This window comes from Bifidobacterium sp. KRGSERBCFTRI (assembly GCF_025908335.1).
On the sequence record NZ_CP109653.1, the window covers coordinates 1,347,804 to 1,366,029 of the forward strand.

Consider the following 18,226-nt stretch of genomic DNA (forward strand, 5'->3'; position numbering starts at 1 on the left):
ATTATTCCGGCATACGTAAAAGAGGTCTCCATCAAAAGATGGAGACCTCTCGGCTTTTATCCGTTTAACGGTGCTGTATCAGCGAATGATTCAGCCGTTGACGCGGTCGATGCCAGCCTGGACGTCGGCGAGGACGGTGTCCCAGGACTTGATGAAGGCTGCGACGCCGTCAGCTTCCAGCTTGTCGGTGACATCCTTGATGTTGATGCCCAGATCGGCGAGCTTGTTCATGATGGCGTGGGACTCTTCGTAGGTGCCCTTGATGGACGGAGCGCCATTGCCGTGATCGGCGAGAGCGTTCAGGGTCTTCTCCGGCATGGTGTTGACGACGAACGGAGCAACGAGCTCGTCGACGTACTTGCAGTCGGAGTATGCGGCGTTCTTGGTGCCGGTGGAGGCCCACAGCGGACGCTGCTTCTTGGCGCCCTTGGCTTCGAGAGCAGCCCAACGCGGATCGTTGGCGAACTTGTTCTCGAACAGCTCGTAAGCCAGGCGAGCGTTGGCCACAGCGGCCTTGCCCTCGAGAGCCTTGGCTTCGTCGGAGCCGTTGGCTTCCAGCAGCTTGTCCACAGCGGTGTCCACGCGGGAGACGAAGAAGGAAGCGACGGAGCCGATGTGCTTCAGGTCGTGGCCGTTGGCGTCAGCCTGGGCGATGCCCTCGATGTAGGCGTCGATGACCTGCTCGTAACGCTCCAGGGAGAAGATCAGGGTGACGTTCACGGAGATGCCCTTGGCCAGGGTGGCGGTGATTGCCGGCAGGCCTTCGAGGGTGGCCGGAATCTTGATCATGGCGTTCGGACGGTTCACCTTGGCCCAGAGTTCCTCGGCCTGCTTCTCGGTGGCCTCGGTCTCGTGAGCCAGACGCGGATCCACTTCGATGGAGACGCGGCCGTCAACGAAATCGGACTTCTCGGCAACCTCACGGAAGATGTCGGTGGCGTTGCGCACGTCGGTGGTGGTGAGCTCGCGCACGGCGGTCTCAACGTCGACCTTGCCCAGTTCCTTCAGCTGCGGATCGTACGGGCCGACCTCGTGCAGAGCCTTCTGGAAGATGGACGGGTTGGTGGTCACGCCGACAACGTTCTTGTTGGCGATGAGATCCTGCAGAGAGCCGGACTCGATGCGGGAGCGGGACAGGTCGTCCAGCCAGATCGAGACACCGGAGTCAGAGGTGCGCTGAGTTGCTTCAGTCATTGTTTTTTCTCCTTGATACCTTTTTGGATCAAATCTTGTTTATCGGTGAAAGGGGAGGGGCACATGCTGTCGTGTCCCTCCCCGTATCATCACTTGGCGGCTTCGACTTCCGCGATGGAGGCCTTGGCGGCTTCCACAACGTGCTCGGCGGTGATGCCCAGATCGATCATGTTCTGAGCGCCATCACCCTGCAGGCCGAACTGCTCGATGGACACCGGCTTGCCGTAGGAGCCGAGGTACTTGTACCACGGCATGGCAACGCCGGCCTCGACGGAGACGCGGGCCTTGACGGCGGCCGGAAGCACGGCCTCCTTGTATTCGGCGTCCTGCTCCTCGAACCATTCCACGCACGGCACGGACACGACGCGGGCCTTGATGCCCTCGCCGGCCAGGGTCTTGGCAGCGGACACAGCCCACTGGACCTCGGAACCGGTGGCCATGATGATGACGTCCGGGGTGCCCTCGGTGTCGACGAGCACGTAAGCGCCCTTCTTCACGCCGTCCTTGGCCTTCTCAGCGGTCTCGGCGAGAACCGGGACGCCCTGACGGGTCAGAACCATAGCGGTCGGCAGGGTGTTCTTCTTCTCGAAGAAGTAACGGTAGGCTTCAGCGGTCTCGTAAGCGTCGGCCGGACGAGCGACCTCGAGCTGCGGGATGGCGCGGAAGGAAGCCAGATGCTCCACCGGCTGGTGGGTCGGGCCATCTTCGCCGACTGCGACGGAGTCGTGGGACCACACGTACAGGTTCGGAATCTGCATGAGGGCGGCCAGACGCACGGCGGAACGCTCGTAATCGGAGAACATGAAGAAGGTGCCGCCGTACGGACGGGTGTGGGAGCCCAGCAGGATGCCGTTGGTGATGGTGCCCATGGTGAACTCGCGCACGCCGAAGTGGAGCTGACGGCCGTACTTGCTGCAGTTCGGCCACTGCTTGGTGGCGCACTCAGCCGGGGCGAAGGTCTCAGCGCCCTTGAGGTCGGTCTTGTTGGAGCCGCCGAGGTCGGCGGAGCCGCCCCAGAGTTCCGGCATGACGGCTGCGATGGCGTTCAGAGTGGAGCCGGAAGCGCCACGGGTGGCGACGTTCTTGCCGACTTCGAAGGTGGCCTCGAGGTCGTCGATGGCCTTGTCGAAGCCTTCCGGAAGCTCGCCGGCCTTGATGCGGTCGTACAGGGCAGCCTTGTCCGGGTTGGCCTTGCGCCATGCGTTGTACTTCTCGTCCCATTCCTTGTGGGCTTCGAGACCGCGCTCGGCGACCTTGCGGGCGTGGGCGAGGGCCTCTTCGTCAACGTGGAAGGACTCCTCCGGGTCGTAGCCGAGGAGCTTCTTGAGGCCGGCGACGGCCTCGGCGCCCAGCTTGGAGCCATGGGAGGACGGGTCGTTGGTCTTGCCCGGGGTCGGCCATGCGATCAGGGTGTCGACCTTGATGAGCTTCGGCTGGTTCGGGGCGGCGGCGCGGGCCTTGGCGATGGTGTCGGCTAGGCCTTCGACGTCCTCCTTGTAGGAGCCGTCAGGCTGGATGAAGCTGAACTCGTCGGTGTACCAGCCGTATGCCTGGAAGCGCTTGAGCACGTCCTCGGCCAGCACCAGGTTGGTGTCGCCTTCGATCTGGATGCGGTTGGCATCAAAGATCACGGTCAGGTTGCCGAGCTGCTGGTTGGCGGCGAGGGAGGCGGCTTCGCCGGAGATGCCCTCTTCGATATCGCCTTCACCGCAGATGACCCAGATGTTGTGGTCGAACGGGGACTCGCCTTCCGGAGCTTCCGGATCGAGCAGGCCACGCTGGAAACGCTGGCCATAGGCGAAGCCGATGGCGGAGGCGAAGCCCTGGCCCAGCGGACCGGTGGTCATTTCGATGCCCGGGGTCAGGCCGTATTCCGGATGACCCGGGGTACGGGTGTCAGCGCCGCCACGGAAGTTCTTCAGATCGTCCAGGGTCAGGCCGTAGCCGGAGAAGTACAGCTGGACGTACTGGGTGAGGGAGGCGTGGCCACCGGAAAGAATGAAGCGATCGCGGCCTTCCCAGTTGGGGTCGTTCGGATCATGCTTGATGAAGTGCTGGTACAGGGTGTAGGCGATAGGCGCCAGGGAGACGGGGGAACCCGGGTGGCCGTGTCCCGCACGCTCAACCGCGTCGGCCGACAGGACCTTGGCCATCTTGATGGCGCGTTCGTCCAGCTCGGTCTCCTTGAATTCGGTCATGGATTACTTTCCTTCCAATTGGTCGGGCCGCGTATCCGGCTTGTGCCGAGCGCTCGACGCCCTCACATTGCGTTTCCCATAGTAGCGATGTGAGGTGACGTTGTGGTGAAATTTTGGCGTGTTTTGGTAGTTTGTGTGCTGTTAGCGCTCACAATTAACATTCGCGTGAACTTCAGATGTTCGTTTGTCGATATATCTCCCAATGCCAGTCGCCGCAAGGCTTTGCCGCATGAAGGAAACTACTCTGGAAGCGAACCGATTAGCACTCCGGGCGCCGGAGTGCTAAAACATTAAAAGAAGTTTTCCGGGTACGTCTCATCAGCGCCGTCAAACATAAGGCGTACCGGCACACACCTATGCATAAGGAGGCGCGCATGGCGCAATCAAGACGCATGCTGGTGTTGCGTGCCGTGGTCGAGGACTACATCCGTTCTCAGGAACCGGTGGGTTCCACCACACTGACCCGGGATCATGACCTCGGCGTCAGCTCCGCCACCGTGCGCAACGACATGGCGGCCTTGGAAGATGAAGGCTATCTTATTCAGCCGCACACTTCGGCCGGCAGGGTGCCGACCGAAAAAGGGTACCGTTACTTCGTCGACCGTTTGGCGACGGTCGTTCCGCTATCGGAGGCCCAGCGCCGCGGCATCAACAGCTTTCTGTCCGGATCGGTCAATCTGCAGGACACGCTGCAGCGGGCCGCCCGGCTGCTGGCGCAGATCACCGGACAGGTCGCCGTCGTGGCCGCGCCGTCACTGTCGAAGTCGACATTGCGGCATATCGAAATCGTGCCAGTGTCCATTAATACGCTGCTTGCCGTAGTGATCACCGATACCGGCCGTGTCGCGCAGCATATCCTCAACGTCACGAAATTGCCGGACGTGACGACGCTCACTCATCTGACCAACGAGATCAATACGCAATGCTCCGGCGTTTCGCTGACCCGCACGGCCGATTGCGTACGACAGATGGGAGCGCGCAAGGAATACCATGCGATCAGCACGCTTGCGGAAACGCTTGCGCAGGCCTTTGATGGCATGGCGGATGACGAACGCGCGAGCGAATTGTACATGGCGGGCACTTCACGGCTTGCGCATCAACGCACGGTGGCCGACCTGGCCCCGCTGTTCGACGCGTTGGAGGAGCAGGTGGTGCTCATGAAGTTGATGAGCTCGCTGAGCGAAACCACGCAATCCGACGGCGTCGGAGTGGCGATCGGTTCCGAAACGCACACGCCCGGTTTGCTGCACGCCTCAGTGGTAACCAGTGGCTACGGGCGTACCTCCGCGGCCGCCACGGACGGCGCGACGCATGCGGCCGCATCATCACAGACGGAAAATCAAAGCGGTGATGATACGCGGCAGGCGGGCGAACCGGTCGCATTCGTCGGATCGATCGGGCCGACTCATATGGACTACGCGGCGACCATGGCCGCCGTGAGGGCGGTCGCCAGATATCTGACGGCGTTCCTCGCCCACGATGAAGGTCAGCCGGCCGACTGACCCCGCCTTATGGCACAATGACACGCAGAACCAACAGGGAGAAAGAATAATCGTGACGGACTATTACGAAGTGCTGGGCGTCGACCGTTCGGCAAGCGACGACGAGATCAAAAAGGCGTATCGAAAGATGAGCCGCAAATACCATCCCGACATCGCAGGTCCGGAATTCGAAGACAAGTTCAAGGAAGTCAACAACGCGTACGATGTGCTGTCGGATCCTAAGAAACGGCAGATGTACGATGCCGGCGTCGATCCGAACGATCCGAATGCGGGCGGCATGCACGGCGGCGGATTCGGTGGCGGATTCGGCGATATGGGGGACATCTTCAGCATGTTCACCGGTGGCGGATTCGGTGGCACCGGCGGTGGACCGACTCCGCGCACCCAGCCGGGGCGTGACGCGCTTGTTTCCGCGACCATCGATTTGAAGACGGCGGTGTTCGGCGACACCACGCACGTCAAGGTCAACACGTTCGGCCTGTGCCAGGAATGCGGCGGCACCGGCTGCCAGAACGGCACACAGCCCACACAATGTCCCGACTGCCACGGTCAGGGATATGCGCAGCGCGTGGTACGCACCATGCTCGGCCAGATGATGACCACCGCGCCATGCGAACGCTGCGAAGGCCATGGAACGGTCATCGAGAAGCCGTGCCCGTCCTGCCTCGGCCATGGCCGCGTGCGCGTCACCCGCAATGTCGGCGTCGCGGTGCCGGCCGGCGTGGCGAACAACACCCGTCTGCGTCTCGCCAATCAGGGTGAGGTCGGCGAAAATGGCGGCGTCGCGGGCGATTTGTATGTGGATATCCGCATCAAGCCGGATGACATGTTCACTCGTGATGACGACGATTTGCATTGTTGGATCAAGGTGCCGATGAGTTGGGCCGTATTGGGGCACGAAGTCGAAATCGACACCTTCGACGGCAGGCAGACGCTGGATATCCCAGCCGGCAGCCAGCCGGACGATACCGTGACGTTGAAGAACCTCGGCGTCACGCATCTCGACGACAAGAACGAGCGCGGCGATTTGGTGGCGCACGTAGTGGTGGAGATTCCTAAGAAGCTGTCCGATGACGAGCGGGAGCTGATTGAGCGGTTCGGCGAGATGCACGACACGGACGCCCAGCATGTTGCCGTGAAGTCCCGTCCGTCGTCCGGCGCGAAGAAGGGGTTCTTCTCCAAGCTGAAGGACGCGCTGCGCTAGTTTTCGCAATCCAATCGAATACGGGACATATGAAAAGAAGTCCGTATCCCAACTCATAACCTTGGGATACGGACTTCTTTCACATCTGGCGTGACGGGTGATTCCCGCCTATTTGAGCAGCGACCTGCACATGGCGCGATACCGGCTCACATATCCTCCACCGAAGAACACGCAATGTCCTGCAATGGGGTAGAGCTGCCACAATGTGATGCGGTCCTGCCATCCGGCCTTAAGCGGATGCGCCGACTGATAGCCTTCGAGGATGTCCGTAAGATATGACATGCCGAACAGGTCGAGCATGGCAAGGTCTTCCTCACGGTGCCCACCGTGAGCCGCAGGATCGATAAGCACGGCTTCGACGTCACCGGAATCAGCAGTCCACATGACGTTGCCGCTCCACAGGTCGCCATGCACGCGTGCGGGCTTGTCGTTGGCGGCCTTGCCTAGGATGTCGGGCAAGGCGTCGATAACGGCTTCAGTCAGTTCCATGTCATAGTCGGTCAGTTCGCGACGTTTCATGCCGAGTCGTACCATCGGACGCAATCTGCCGTCCGCCAGATAGGTGGCCACATCATCCCAGGCACCGGCATTCATCGGGACGGGATCCTGCAACGGCCCGAAATAGCAGGTGCCGTCGTATCCAGTTGGAGCGGAGCCAAAATGTTCGGCACCGGCATCATGCATATGAGCTAGCGCAACACCGAAATCGCGCGCGGCTTGGATGGTCGGACCGCAGGCGTTCACGCGTTCAATGTCGAGATAATCCTTGCCCCAGTCGTATACGTCGACCACGCGTGGGCCGCCCTGCGATTGCGCCTCGCCGAGCCATTTGAGGCCACGTCCCTCGCATTCAAAGAAACCTTCGGGGCTGAATGCCCTGCTTTTGCGGTATTTGCCCATGCCGATGAGCCTTTCTCCCATGCCGGACATGCCGGCGTACTTTTGGCTCCATTGTGTGCATGGTTTGAGACAACTATGCCGGGATGCCTTGAAAACTAGACCCCTCTCGCTACTCTTGGTCACGGAAAAGCAGACGAAACCATATTTCTACGAACATAAAGAGGGTTCATGAATTTCTTCCAAGCGATTTTCCTTGGCCTGGTGCAGGCGTTGACCGAATACTTGCCGGTCTCTTCCAGCGCCCATATCCGTATCATCGGCGATTTGATGCTGGGCTCCGATCCGGGTGCCGCGTTCACCGCCATCATCCAGATCGGCACCGAGCTTGCCGTGATCCTGTATTTCCGTCATGACATCATCCGCATTCTCGGCGCGTGGTTCGGCTCCTTGTTCGGCAAGGAGGGCAAGGACTTCAAGAGCCGTATGGGCGCGCATAACCGCGACACGCAGATGGGTTGGTTCATCATCATCGGCACGCTGCCGATTCTGATTGCCGGTCTGTTGTTCAAGGACGCCATCGAAAGCACGCTGCGTAATCTGTGGATCACCGTTACCGTGCTGATTATCTTCGGTATTCTGCTGTGGGTGGTCGACGCCCGCGCCAAGCAGGTCAAGACCATGGATGAGATGACCTGGAAGGATGCGCTGATCTTCGGCATCGGTCAGATGCTGGCTCTGATTCCTGGCGTTTCCCGTTCCGGCGGCACCATCACCTTCGGCCGTGCGATGGGTTATACCCGTGAGGCTGCAGTGCGCGTGAGCTTCCTGATGGCCATTCCGGCCGTGTTCGGCGCGGGCATCCTCGAAGCCGTTTCCGCGGTCAAGGATGTGGCCGCAGGCAATGCGGGAATGTTCCCGGGCTGGGGTGCGACCATCGCGGCCACCATCGTGGCGTTCGTGGTCGGCTATGTGGTGATCATCGGCTTCCTGAAGTTCGTGTCCACTTTCTCGTACAAGGCGTTCGCCATCTACCGCATCGCGCTGGCCGTTGTCGTGGCTCTGCTGCTGATCTGCGGCGTGCTGCACCCGACGGAAGTCGTTGCCGCCGCGTAAGCGTGATTCGGCGTAAATAAAGCGAATCCCGGCCATCCGTAAGGCGGCCGGGATTTTTTTCGTCTGAGACCTCCTCCTGGAGGGGGAACGACTCAGACGCCGTTGCGTAGAAGTGATTCGGCCTCACGAAGCAGTTCCTCGCAGGCAGGCATGCCGTTCGAGGCGATTCGCTTCGCTCTCGCGTCCAAATCGTAATCATGTTCCAGACGAGCCAAATAGTCGCCGGCATGCATGTCTGACACCAATCCATCGGCGTCAGAACGCCATTGCATGGCCTTTCTGGTCAAATCTCCTTCAATAAGCGGATACTCGATTATTAAAGACAAGGCGCGCAGCAGCTCCAAAGTGCCTTGCATGCATTCGGTATTGGCATAGTAATGCGGTACGGATACCCATATGGATGTTGTCGGAAAGCCCGCTTCGGCGGCGAAGGCGTCAAGGATGTTGGGGATGCCCACCGGACCGTTGTATTCCCTGTCGGATTCGCATTCGCAGCCGCTTTTGGAGATGTCAAGCGGCAATGGCCGTGTGTGCGGGCATTCATCGAACATGGAGCCAAGCGTGATGACATCACTTACGTCATAGTCTTCTGCGACACGTAGCGTCTGCCTGCAGTATTCCTCCCACCGGTAATTGGGTTCGGGTGCGATCTGCGCAAGCAGGTGCAGCATGGGGGAGACGGCAATGTCATAGAAAGTCGTTTGCGGCCAGATGATGCGCTTACGCCCCTGCACGGAGCAGATCATGGGCCGGGCCACCTGATAGTCGTAGAAACCTTCGTTGTCAATATGGCGCACTTCCTGCGACTCATACCGGGACACCAAATGACGGACGACGTTCGTGGCCGCTTGGCTTGCATCGTTCCATCCTTCGAATGCGGCGATAAGTATCGTCTTGGGCATTGCGCTCTCCTCACACATGCTTTTAATGTATACCGAAAACGGGTGGTGTGACACGCGCTTCAGCCATCGGTGAATACGAATAAACCAAACCGCGACACGCTGACTTGCAAATTACACGAATGTGGTTATAGTAGATACTCGTGCTCACGCAGTGAATCTGCTGGAGACATGCGGACATAGCTTAGTTGGTAAAGCGCAACCTTGCCAAGGTTGAGACCGCGGGTTCGAGTCCCGTTGTCCGCTCTAAGGTTCCGATTGATTATCGACCTTTATGGTGGGTTAGCCAAGCGGTTAGGCAGCGGCCTGCAAAGCCGTATAGACGAGTTCGACTCTCGTACCCACCTCGCATCATGTGAGATTAGTTTTCGCATGTTGGCATGACCCGGGCGGTTGGCGCAGAGGTAGCGCACTTCCCTGACACGGAAGGGGTCACAAGTTCGAATCTTGTATCGCCCACTGGAGCATTGCTCCGTACAAATTAAGACTGGGTGATTGGCGCAGCGGCTAGCGCACTTCCTTCACACGGAAGGGGTCATAGGTTCGATTCCTATATCACCCACCGTTATCACAGCTCGGTTTTGCCGGTTTTTTGTTTCCATTCCTTTTCACGCTACTTCGTCAGATAAGAATGCAAGCATCGACGCGCCGGCAAAAACAGCGATCGACGAAAAACGATTCACCACATTACACAAGAATTGCCGATGAAAATACAAAGAATCAAACGAGAGAAGCATGACTTTTGCCAAACGCATTTCTAAAATGAGTATCGTAAACAGAAAAGAAAACAAACAAGACGCAAGGTGCGTCACAGCACGCCAGCAAGAAAAGGAAACATCATGAACAAGAACAAGATCTTCTCCGCAATCATGCGTGGCTTCGAAGTCAGCGGCATCAACGCTCTGTCTTCGGCTGCCGGCTCCTCTTCCGTCAACGGCGCTCTGCAGGAGATCATCGACACCCGCCGCTGATTTGGACACCACACACTGAATCCTTCTTGAAAAAGCCTGGAACGCGATTAAAAGCGTTCCAGGCTTTTTGTTCCCCGGCAAGCGGCTACAATTGCCTATTGTGAACGAGAGACAATTGAACCTCAACCAACCGGTTAAGGATATGGGCCCCAACGAATTGAAAGCGTACGCCGAGCTGGGGCAGAAACAACACGATGAGGCGAACCGCGAACTGGAACGACGCTGGCGCAGCTACGATGACATGCTGCCGAAGGACGAATTCGTATCCATCATCGACAAGAACGAACGGTAAATACCGTTCACAGTGTATGATTCGTGACCATGCCGGCCACAATACCGGCCAATTGCAAGGGGAGAGGGTAGAATGACAGCTATGACTGATCCGATTCCAAGCGCAGGCGAAACGACCATCATTGGTCTTCCTGCTATCACTGTACCGGTTACTTCCACCGGAGACCGTCCTCTGACGAAGGAGGACCTCAATACGATCATGCGTCTGGCCGACGGCACGGCGCTCCTGATTTCCACCAGGGGAGCGGTGTCCGGCTCGCGTTATCTCCTCGACGAGGACGAGATCACCGTGGGACGCGACCCGAGTTCCGACATCCTGCTGGACGATTCCACCGTCTCCCGCACGCACGCGGTGTTCCGCAGGATTAACGGAAATTATTCGGTGATTGACGCCGGCAGCCTGAACGGCACATACGTGAACCGTCAACGAGTGGATAGCCAGGAACTGAAGAACGGCGACGAAATCATTCTGGGCAAGTTCCGTCTCGTATATTTCACCAACAAGGCCGTCATTGCCTAATGAAACGCCCGATGCGGGATAAACTGTGAGTAACGGTTTTCCTTCAATCGCCTATGGGCTCCGAATGGAAGCTCATAGGCGATTGTTTTATGGCGTGTAGGAGAAGACAATGGACGGCGAGGCAGAACCAACAATGCGGTTGCATCTGCACGTGTCGCACGCGGTGCAGGGGGAGTTGTTCCCCTCCGCGGACGCGCAGTCCGTCACACGGGGCTATCGTGGTACGGTCGCGTCAAAAGTGGCGGGTATCACGTACCGCCAGCTTGACTATTGGGCGCGTAAACAGATAGTGGAACCATCCATCACCCCGTCGCACGGATCCGGCTCACGCAGATTGTATTCGTTCAAAGATGTGGTGATTCTTGCCGTTTCCAAAAGATTGCTGGATGCCGGAATCAATCTGCAGAACGTGACCACCGCCATCGGCTTCCTCGCGCAGCGCACGCCCGAACAGTTGGCCGGCATCACCATCATGTGCGATGGGCAGAATGTGCATGAGTGCACGGACAGCGAACAGATGGTGGCTCTGCTACAAAGCGGCAGAGCTGTGTTCGGGGTGTCCGTCGGATCGCTATGGCATCAGATCAAAGAGGCTCTAGAACATGAGGAATATGTCGATTTGACGAAGACGCCGGCATCGACAGACACCAATAAGGCCAATCGACGACATTGCCGCGATACGTATGAGAAAGAAGCTGGAATCGCGGCGCAAATCCCGCGCAGCAGCCTGATCGCATACAATTGGTACGATTCAGCCCGGAACATTCGAACGATATAACCCGCAGGGGAGTAGCGCATGCTTGATATTCTGCCGGCACTGTTGTGGATCATAGCCGCCGTCATCGCAGTGAACATTTGTTCGATTACTGCGATTCGAGGCAATCTGTTTTCCCAAAAACACCGCGATGTGCATCCGGTGCGTTGGTCGATCATCGCGCTGCATTTCACCTCATTGGTCATTGGCGCGTTGCCATATCCGGTATATGCGATGTTCAGGTCGGATTTCTCGGCGAAGTTCCGGCGTTTCTACGAACATGTCGGATGGCCGTCGGCTGCGGTGATGGCCATGCTGATCGCAGCGGAACTTGTTTTCATGTATCTTCAGGCCCGAAACGGCATGCACAGCGAGATGGAGCGGAAGCTCAATCAGGCCGTCAAATAGAAATCTGACATAACGTACATTATCGGCTTTTCAGGAATGACGTTTTCCAGGCTTGAGGAAGCGTCAAACACGCGGTTCTGACATAACGGCCTCCGTCACTCAATAAATAAAAACGTGGTTGCTGCCACGATATTGCGACAGCAACCACGTAACTGGCCTACAGCGTTTCCGTTTACGGACTCAGGCGAAATACTCCTCGACGGCCTGCGCGAGTTCATCTACCGAATCCAGAATACGGTATGCGCCATGGGCTTTGAGCTCTCCGGGCTCCGCATAGCCCCAGCCGCAGCCGAGGCAGTCCAAACCGCACGCCTTGGCGCCGTCGGCATCGGTCCAACGGTCACCGACCATCAGTGCCTTGTCTCCTGCGTTCTCGTCGAAATCGATGTGCTGGAAAGCCCAACGGATCACTTGGTCCTTGTCAAGACGGGAATTGTCCTCGCTGGCACCGTAGATGCCGTCGACCATGGTGTCCAAGTGGAAATGCTCGCAAATCGGAATGCATTGGTATTGCGGCTTGCAGCTGGCAATCGCCAGATAGTATCCGTCGGCACGCAGTTTGGCGAGCTGCTCCGGAATACCTTGGTAAATCGTGTTGTTCAGGCGGCCGGGGACTTTCTGTCCGGGATTGTTCGGGTCGTCGAACACGGCCTCGTCGGCGTAATACTTGCGGTAAATCCTCACGCCTTCGTCAAGCTTGTCATCCGGAATGCCGTTGCGTTGCATCGATTCGCTGATGGCCGGTCCAATGAAACGATGCAATTCGGCATCGTCCGGCACCGGATATCCCATCTCTTCGAACGCCTTGACAACGCAGCCAATGATTCCTGGATCGGATTTCGTCAGTGTGCCATCGAGGTCAAGCAGAACGACTTTCTTCGGATGTTCGGACATGGATCTGATTCTCCCCTTGGTTGTGTGCTATAAGAATTGATGACAGAAACAATTATGCCCGGTCTCAATGACCGGGCATTCGTTCAAGTGTCGTTCAACTGCAGGTCACTCGTAGTCCGGGAACCATCCGTCACGATGCATTTGCAGACGCTTCTCCAGCAAAGCCTTCAGTTCGTCTTCGGTACGACGTTCCATGAGCATGTCCCAGTGCGTGCGTGTCGGCTTGGCGATTTCATCAGCCTCGTCGTCATTGTCTCCTTCACGGTGCGCGACGGCGCCGCAGCGGCACTCCCACTCATCTGGGAATTCTGCGCCCTCAGCGAACGGCAGAATCGTACGATGGCCTTTCGGACACACGTATGCGACGTCGGTTCGCGCCGCAAAATCCACATTGTCATCGGATTCAAGCGACTTCGCACCGATGCTCATGCCTCGCAGGCTACGTTCCGCCATATTGCTTTTGCCTCCTTGATTATCTGCTTACTCTAAGCTACAAAACACTTCGGACGTGTCACTTATTCCCGGCGTCCGCGAAAACCGATCTCCCGATTGCGCACATGCTCAGTCGACACCTGAATAGGCGACGATGCCACGGTTGACGTTCTCGTACGCCTGTTTCGCAATCGGAGCGAGCGTTTCGGCGCGTTTACCCAGGTATGGTCCGGCCACGGCGATCTGCTGCAACACGTCGGCGAGACGTTTGCATCCGCGTACGAAATCGCCGCCGGTCAAATCGGTGCCGTACAGCACACGCGACAGGCTTTCGCCCTGAGCCCATTCGTAGACGACATCGGTGATGCCGAAATCAAGTTGGCGCGGCTCGTCGAGGGCATAGTCCTCACACAGCATGGCAATCGACGCGTGCACGCCTTTGAGCTGCGCCGCACAGACGGCGACGTTCCCCTGCATTCCTCCGGGATAATGGCGCGGCTCTCCCCCGCTGCCTCTGCGTGGCTCGTAAATCAACGACATGACGGCGCTGGCCAGCTCCGTCGCATCGAGTCCGTCGAACGCGCCATCATCGATCGCCTGGGCAAGCACCAAATCAAGCTCGCTGTACAAGTGCCGCAACAGCTGTCCACGTTCGGTAAGCCGGTAATCGATATGTTCTTTTGCGCCTTCATCAAGCCGATCGAGGTATCCGAGCTCGTTCAGCACATTGCAGATGCGGTCGAATTGACGTGCCACGGAGCCGGTGCGTGAATCGTAGCGGTGCTGCACACGTTCCAATTCACGCATTTCACGCGCCCACCGATGCCCCCATTTGAGATGCTTCTGAATATCGGGGCATTTGCGGCAGGGATGGTCCCTGTCTTTTTCGCGAAGCTCCGCGATACTCCTGTCAAGGTCTTTGAACGCTTCGCTTCGCGCCTTCTGCGTGCGGAACACCTCGTGCTTGAGTTTGCGTCGTTCGTTCTTTTCCAAGTCGCTCAAGCGCATGCGCAGCCGCATGAACTCCTTGAAGTCGCCGAACTCACAATCGAACGCCCGTTCGTATCCGTCCAACGCTTTGCGCAACGTATCCATCTGCGCTTCAAGCTGCCAGGCGGATTCGTTGGCCTCCCATTGCGCGAAGGAATGGTCAAGCGTGATGCGAGCGGTCTCGTAATCGCTGGAATTAAGCAGGTTGACGGCCATGTTGAACGTCGGTTTGAAACTGGAGTGCAGCGGGTACACGCGCTTGCTGGACAGCGCGGCGGCAGTGGCGGGAATGAAGCCATGATGGTCCACAACCACCGCATGGCCGATGGTGTCGATGCCACGTCGGCCAGCGCGTCCGGTAAGCTGGGTGAACTCCCCTGGCGTCAATCCGACATGCCCGGTCCCATCGAATTTCTCAAGTTTTTCCACCACCACGCACCGTGCCGGCATGTTGATGCCCAAGGCAAGTGTTTCCGTGGCGAAGACGACCTTCACCAGCCCCTCTTCGAACAGTCGTTCGACAATTTGGCGGAAGAGCGCCACCATGCCAGCATGATGCGGCGCGAATCCTTCCTCCAAGGCGAAGCGGAACTGCGAGAAATGCAAAGCCTTCAAATCCTCTTGACTGAGTTGGCCTTCGACCATCTCATCGACGATACGGCGGATGCGACGCACCTCGTCATCGGTGGTGAGTTCGAGTCCGGCGTTGATGCATTGTTCGACGGCCTGATCGCATCCGTTGCGGGAGAAGATGAAATAGATGCCCGGCAGGATGCCGAGGAAATTCAATTCATCAATCACGGCCCAACGACGTGGCGTATGGCGTTCGGGTCTGCGGGAATGGTCGTTCCATTTGCCGCCCTTGCCGCCCTTTCGTCTGTCGGGGCGCTGCTCTCCCCTACGTTTCGCGGCCTTGCGGTCGAGCTGATCGAGCCTGCTCACCAGCTGGGCGTTGAGCTTGTCTGTCTGATTGCCGTCTTTATCACGTCGATACAGGTCGATGAGTTCCGGTTCGGTGTGGTCGTCCGCCTGAACAAGCACATGCTGTTCCAACGGCACGGGCCGTTTTTCGGACACCACCAGCGTGGTGTCGCCACGGACCGATTCAATCCATTTGGAGAAGTCCTCGACATTCGACACGGTTGCGGACAGGCCGATGATTCTCACGCTTTGGGGCAGGTGGATGATCACTTCCTCCCACACCGGCCCGCGGAAACGGTCGGCGAGATAGTGCACCTCGTCAAGAATCACGTAACGCAAGGCGTCAAGCGTCATGGAATGCTCGTAGAGCATGTTGCGCAGGACCTCGGTGGTCATGACCACGATGTCGGCTTCGGAGTTGATGGACGTGTCGCCGGTAAGCAGGCCGACTCTGTCCGGCCCGTACGTTTCGACCAGATCATGGTATTTCTGATTGCTCAACGCTTTGATTGGCGTGGTGTAGAACGCTTTGACGTTACGCTCTTGGGCCAGATAGATCGCGAAATCAGCCACGACCGTCTTGCCGGCTCCGGTGGGCGCGGCGACGAGCACATTGTCGCCGGCTTCCAACGCATCATTGGCTTTGACTTGGAAATCGTCCAATTCGAATGGCATGGACCGTGCGAAACGAGACGAGACCGATTGGCGTTTGGCCTGCGTCTGTTTGAACGCCGCATAGCGTTGCGCGGGAGATAGGGCTGTGGTCATCTCGGCATCGTATGTGCCGGTGTCGTTATTGCCATGTCGACGATGATGAGTCATGGTTCCTTTTCGAATCAGTCGTTGGAATGTTTCCACTGCGCCCACTGCCGGGCATGACGGACGCGCTTTTCCTCACGGCGGCTGATGACTTCGGCATGAGCGTCGATATAACGATTGGCCGCGTCCTCAAGTGGACGTGTGAAGAACGGGGACGTGTTCTCCTTTGGTTGCGGCAACGGCTCGGACATGGCCTCGAAACGTTTGGACATGCGTCCGCCTACTTTGATGGCATCTTTGAACGCATGATATCCGCGGATGCATGCGTATGCGCCGCCGCCGACCAGCATCGTCAGCATGAACAGGACGAGTACCAGCCAAATCCACCAAGGCATAGCGCCTCCCCCGTCAGTCTTCGTTCTCTCGGTCGCCGACGCTCAGCTCATGCTGTGCTCGGGCGATGATCATCGTACGCAACGTCTCCGGCGCGACGGCAGTAATATGACGGGCGTGCGCGATGCAGAACGCGACATACCAGGAATCGGAAGACACAATCAGATGCACCTTCTCGCCTTCGCCGCATTTCTCGACGGTGGCTCCCGACAGGCTGTCGATGAACGACAGGTCGTCCTGATTGGTTATGAACACGGCAGGTGTGCCATTGTCGAAACTCCACTTGCGCAGTTCGGATGCGGGCACGTCCGGAAGGTCCACTTTTTCAGTGGGTTCGACCAGCTCCGCATGCTCGATGCGGGAGATGCGAAGCACCTGCCAGATACGAGGCTTGCCAGTAGCCTTGTTGATGGTCGTATCCGTCTTGACGAACTTCATCTTGTCCGCGGGCGCCGCGTTGGACACGTCGGTCCATACCGCCACGTAGTAAACGCCTTCGTCGACAAAAATCTTGTCTGGCGCCACTAGCTTGCGCTGTATACGGCCCGCACCGTCCGTATATTCCATGTCGAGCAGCATGCCTTTGGAGATGGCGCTCTTGACGATGGAGAAGTTCCTTGGTTCCATCTCGTATCCGGTCAGGCTCAGCCACGGCATGTCGCCAGGCTTGACGTGCTGGCGCAGTCGGCTGTACAGCGATTCCGCCTGCTCACGCAGCTTGTCCGGAAGCAAAGAGGAGTGGGCGAGATAGCTCACCGATGCTGTCAGCATGCTCAGGTACTGCTGGGAAATGCCGGCAAGGCGTTCAAGCCCCAGCGAATTCGTGGCGGAGACGATGCCTTCCGCGTCAAGCAAGGACCAATCGATATCGAAGAACTGGCTTCCGGCCATCTCGCCATCATCGGACACCGTGGTCAACGTGTTGATGTCCTTATGAATGATGTTGACGAACTTCTTCAATTCGTCATCGGACTTCGGCCTGCCGATGAATCGTTCCGCAAGTTCTTCAAGAGAGTATTCCTCACCCATGTGGGCGGACAGGAACAGCATCAGGCGAAGACGCCGATCGACCTCACTACCGGTCTGGAACGCGGAGTTCTTCTTCGGACGGCCCTTGCCTTCCTCGGTATCATCCTCATCAGTGCTGTTGCGGTTGATTTCCGGAGACACCACGGTGGAGCTGTCGGTGCCGGTGGATTCATCGGCCGGCACGAACTGCGTGGCCGCATGCAGCCGGCGGTTGAACGCGTCGACAGCCTCCTGAGGGCTCACTATGGACGCACCCGGATGAGACAGCACGAACATGGCCAGATCATCGGAGTCGGCGTAGGCGACATTGAGATGCTCGCCATCAACATCCACAGTGGCGGCGAAACGTCGCTGATCGACCACTTTGACCAGCTCGTCGGGAATGGATTGCGTGCCAAGACCCGGCGCGATGGAATCCAAGCCAAGTCCTGGAATCGGCGTCTGCGGCACGCGCGGCGCGGTACGGGAAGCGTGCTGGGGTTCGTGCGCAGGAGCCGAGGAAATCGACATGGAGCGCGCAAGGTAATTCGCAGCGGCAAGAATCGGCAGATCCTCGTCGCCGAACAGCAGACGCACGCGCGGCTCATCGCCAAGCTGCAGACGGTAGGAAGCGAAATCCTGCCCTTCTGACTTGGAGGAATATTCCGGCTGCCTTGATTCGATGGCGATGCCCATGGCGGCGAGCTTGGCGCGGTCACGCTGAAATTGCTTGGCGAAGGCGGCCTTCGCCGCTTGATCGGCGAGCTCTCCGTACGAATCGGCATACGCCTTCACACGTTGCGCGATCTGACGTGAGGTAAGCCATTGCGGAAAGGCTGAGGAGAGCACAGCCAACACATCAAGCTCATGCTTGCCCCATTTGTCGGAAAAACGTCGCCTACCGTTACTTCCCTCAGCCATTAGTCCTCACGTCT

General features: G+C 58.2%; 16 protein-coding genes, 4 tRNA genes and 1 pseudogene. 12 read left to right on the forward strand and 9 right to left on the reverse strand.

The features are described 5' to 3' along the window. Positions 1-90: 90 nt before the first annotated feature. Together tal and tkt are read right to left on the reverse strand one after the other, a co-directional pair. Entirely contained in the window at positions 91-1,194 is a 1,104-nt protein-coding gene (gene tal / locus OGI63_RS05715; protein ID WP_011743200.1) for a transaldolase, read from the reverse strand. Between the two features lie 89 nt (positions 1,195-1,283). Next, positions 1,284-3,392 carry a transketolase gene (gene tkt / locus OGI63_RS05720; RefSeq protein ID WP_003809218.1) on the reverse strand — a complete coding sequence of 703 codons (2,109 nt, stop codon included), beginning with the start codon at positions 3,390-3,392 and terminating at the stop codon, positions 1,284-1,286. Between the two features lie 374 nt (positions 3,393-3,766). Here tkt and hrcA point away from each other — a divergent pair, with 374 nt between their 5' ends. Then, complete coding sequence (gene hrcA, locus OGI63_RS05725; RefSeq protein ID WP_011743199.1) at positions 3,767-4,894, forward strand: heat-inducible transcriptional repressor HrcA; 1,128 nt, start codon at positions 3,767-3,769, stop codon at positions 4,892-4,894. 52 nt (positions 4,895-4,946) lie between these two features. Further along, positions 4,947-6,098: a molecular chaperone DnaJ gene (gene dnaJ, locus OGI63_RS05730; protein ID WP_011743198.1), complete on the forward strand. Its 1,152-nt coding sequence runs from the start codon at positions 4,947-4,949 to the stop codon at positions 6,096-6,098. 108 nt (positions 6,099-6,206) lie between these two features. Here the strand turns inward: dnaJ and OGI63_RS05735 are convergent, their stop codons facing one another. Beyond that, positions 6,207-6,998, reverse strand: coding sequence for a fructosamine kinase family protein (locus tag OGI63_RS05735; RefSeq protein ID WP_011743197.1), 792 nt, complete (start codon positions 6,996-6,998; stop codon positions 6,207-6,209). A 168-nt stretch (positions 6,999-7,166) separates the two neighbouring features. On the opposite strand from OGI63_RS05735, the gene OGI63_RS05740 reads away from it, so the two are divergent. After that, a complete protein-coding gene (locus OGI63_RS05740; protein WP_003809231.1) occupies positions 7,167-8,051 on the forward strand; it encodes an undecaprenyl-diphosphate phosphatase in 885 nt (294 codons plus the stop codon). Between the two features lie 92 nt (positions 8,052-8,143). Here OGI63_RS05740 and OGI63_RS05745 read toward each other — a convergent pair whose 3' ends face one another. Next, positions 8,144-8,971, reverse strand: coding sequence for a PAC2 family protein (locus OGI63_RS05745; protein ID WP_011743196.1), 828 nt, complete (start codon positions 8,969-8,971; stop codon positions 8,144-8,146). A gap of 152 nt (positions 8,972-9,123) precedes the next feature. Here OGI63_RS05745 and OGI63_RS05750 point away from each other — a divergent pair. The 9 genes and pseudogenes from OGI63_RS05750 (at position 9,124) to OGI63_RS05790 (ending at position 11,894) form a co-directional block, all read left to right on the forward strand. Then, positions 9,124-9,196, forward strand: a tRNA-Gly gene (locus OGI63_RS05750). Positions 9,197-9,226: 30 nt separating this feature from the next. Then, positions 9,227-9,297: transfer RNA gene (locus OGI63_RS05755), tRNA-Cys, on the forward strand. A 40-nt stretch (positions 9,298-9,337) separates the two neighbouring features. Further along, positions 9,338-9,409 (forward strand) — tRNA-Val (locus OGI63_RS05760). 30 nt (positions 9,410-9,439) lie between these two features. Then, positions 9,440-9,512: transfer RNA gene (locus OGI63_RS05765), tRNA-Val, on the forward strand. Between the two features lie 277 nt (positions 9,513-9,789). Then, a complete protein-coding gene (locus OGI63_RS05770; RefSeq protein WP_003809244.1) occupies positions 9,790-9,921 on the forward strand; it encodes a hypothetical protein in 132 nt (43 codons plus the stop codon). A 100-nt stretch (positions 9,922-10,021) separates the two neighbouring features. Then, positions 10,022-10,213 carry a hypothetical protein gene (locus tag OGI63_RS05775; RefSeq protein WP_034984388.1) on the forward strand — a complete coding sequence of 64 codons (192 nt, stop codon included), beginning with the start codon at positions 10,022-10,024 and terminating at the stop codon, positions 10,211-10,213. An 81-nt stretch (positions 10,214-10,294) separates the two neighbouring features. Then, positions 10,295-10,732: an FHA domain-containing protein gene (locus OGI63_RS05780; protein ID WP_003809247.1), complete on the forward strand. Its 438-nt coding sequence runs from the start codon at positions 10,295-10,297 to the stop codon at positions 10,730-10,732. Between the two features lie 109 nt (positions 10,733-10,841). Further along, positions 10,842-11,463, forward strand: a pseudogene (locus OGI63_RS05785) (MerR family transcriptional regulator). 65 nt (positions 11,464-11,528) lie between these two features. Next, positions 11,529-11,894, forward strand: coding sequence for a hypothetical protein (locus tag OGI63_RS05790; protein WP_041777308.1), 366 nt, complete (start codon positions 11,529-11,531; stop codon positions 11,892-11,894). 180 nt (positions 11,895-12,074) lie between these two features. Here the strand turns inward: OGI63_RS05790 and OGI63_RS05795 are convergent, their stop codons facing one another. From OGI63_RS05795 to OGI63_RS05815, 5 genes are all read right to left on the reverse strand, one after another. Beyond that, the gene (locus OGI63_RS05795; protein WP_003809254.1) at positions 12,075-12,788 is read right to left on the reverse strand and encodes an HAD hydrolase-like protein; all 714 of its coding nucleotides are present in this window, start codon (positions 12,786-12,788) and stop codon (positions 12,075-12,077) included. A gap of 105 nt (positions 12,789-12,893) precedes the next feature. Continuing rightward, positions 12,894-13,241: an RNA polymerase-binding protein RbpA gene (locus OGI63_RS05800; protein ID WP_003809256.1), complete on the reverse strand. Its 348-nt coding sequence runs from the start codon at positions 13,239-13,241 to the stop codon at positions 12,894-12,896. Positions 13,242-13,349: 108 nt separating this feature from the next. After that, positions 13,350-15,953 (reverse strand): DEAD/DEAH box helicase, encoded by a 2,604-nt coding sequence (locus OGI63_RS05805; RefSeq protein WP_041777307.1) that lies wholly within the window; start codon positions 15,951-15,953, stop codon positions 13,350-13,352. Positions 15,954-15,967: 14 nt separating this feature from the next. Next, positions 15,968-16,285, reverse strand: coding sequence for a hypothetical protein (locus OGI63_RS05810; RefSeq protein ID WP_003809260.1), 318 nt, complete (start codon positions 16,283-16,285; stop codon positions 15,968-15,970). Positions 16,286-16,298: 13 nt separating this feature from the next. Then, on the reverse strand, positions 16,299-18,212 hold the full coding sequence (locus OGI63_RS05815; protein ID WP_011743192.1) for a helix-turn-helix transcriptional regulator: 1,914 nt from the start codon (positions 18,210-18,212) through the stop codon (positions 16,299-16,301). Between the last annotated feature and the right edge of the window lie 14 nt (positions 18,213-18,226).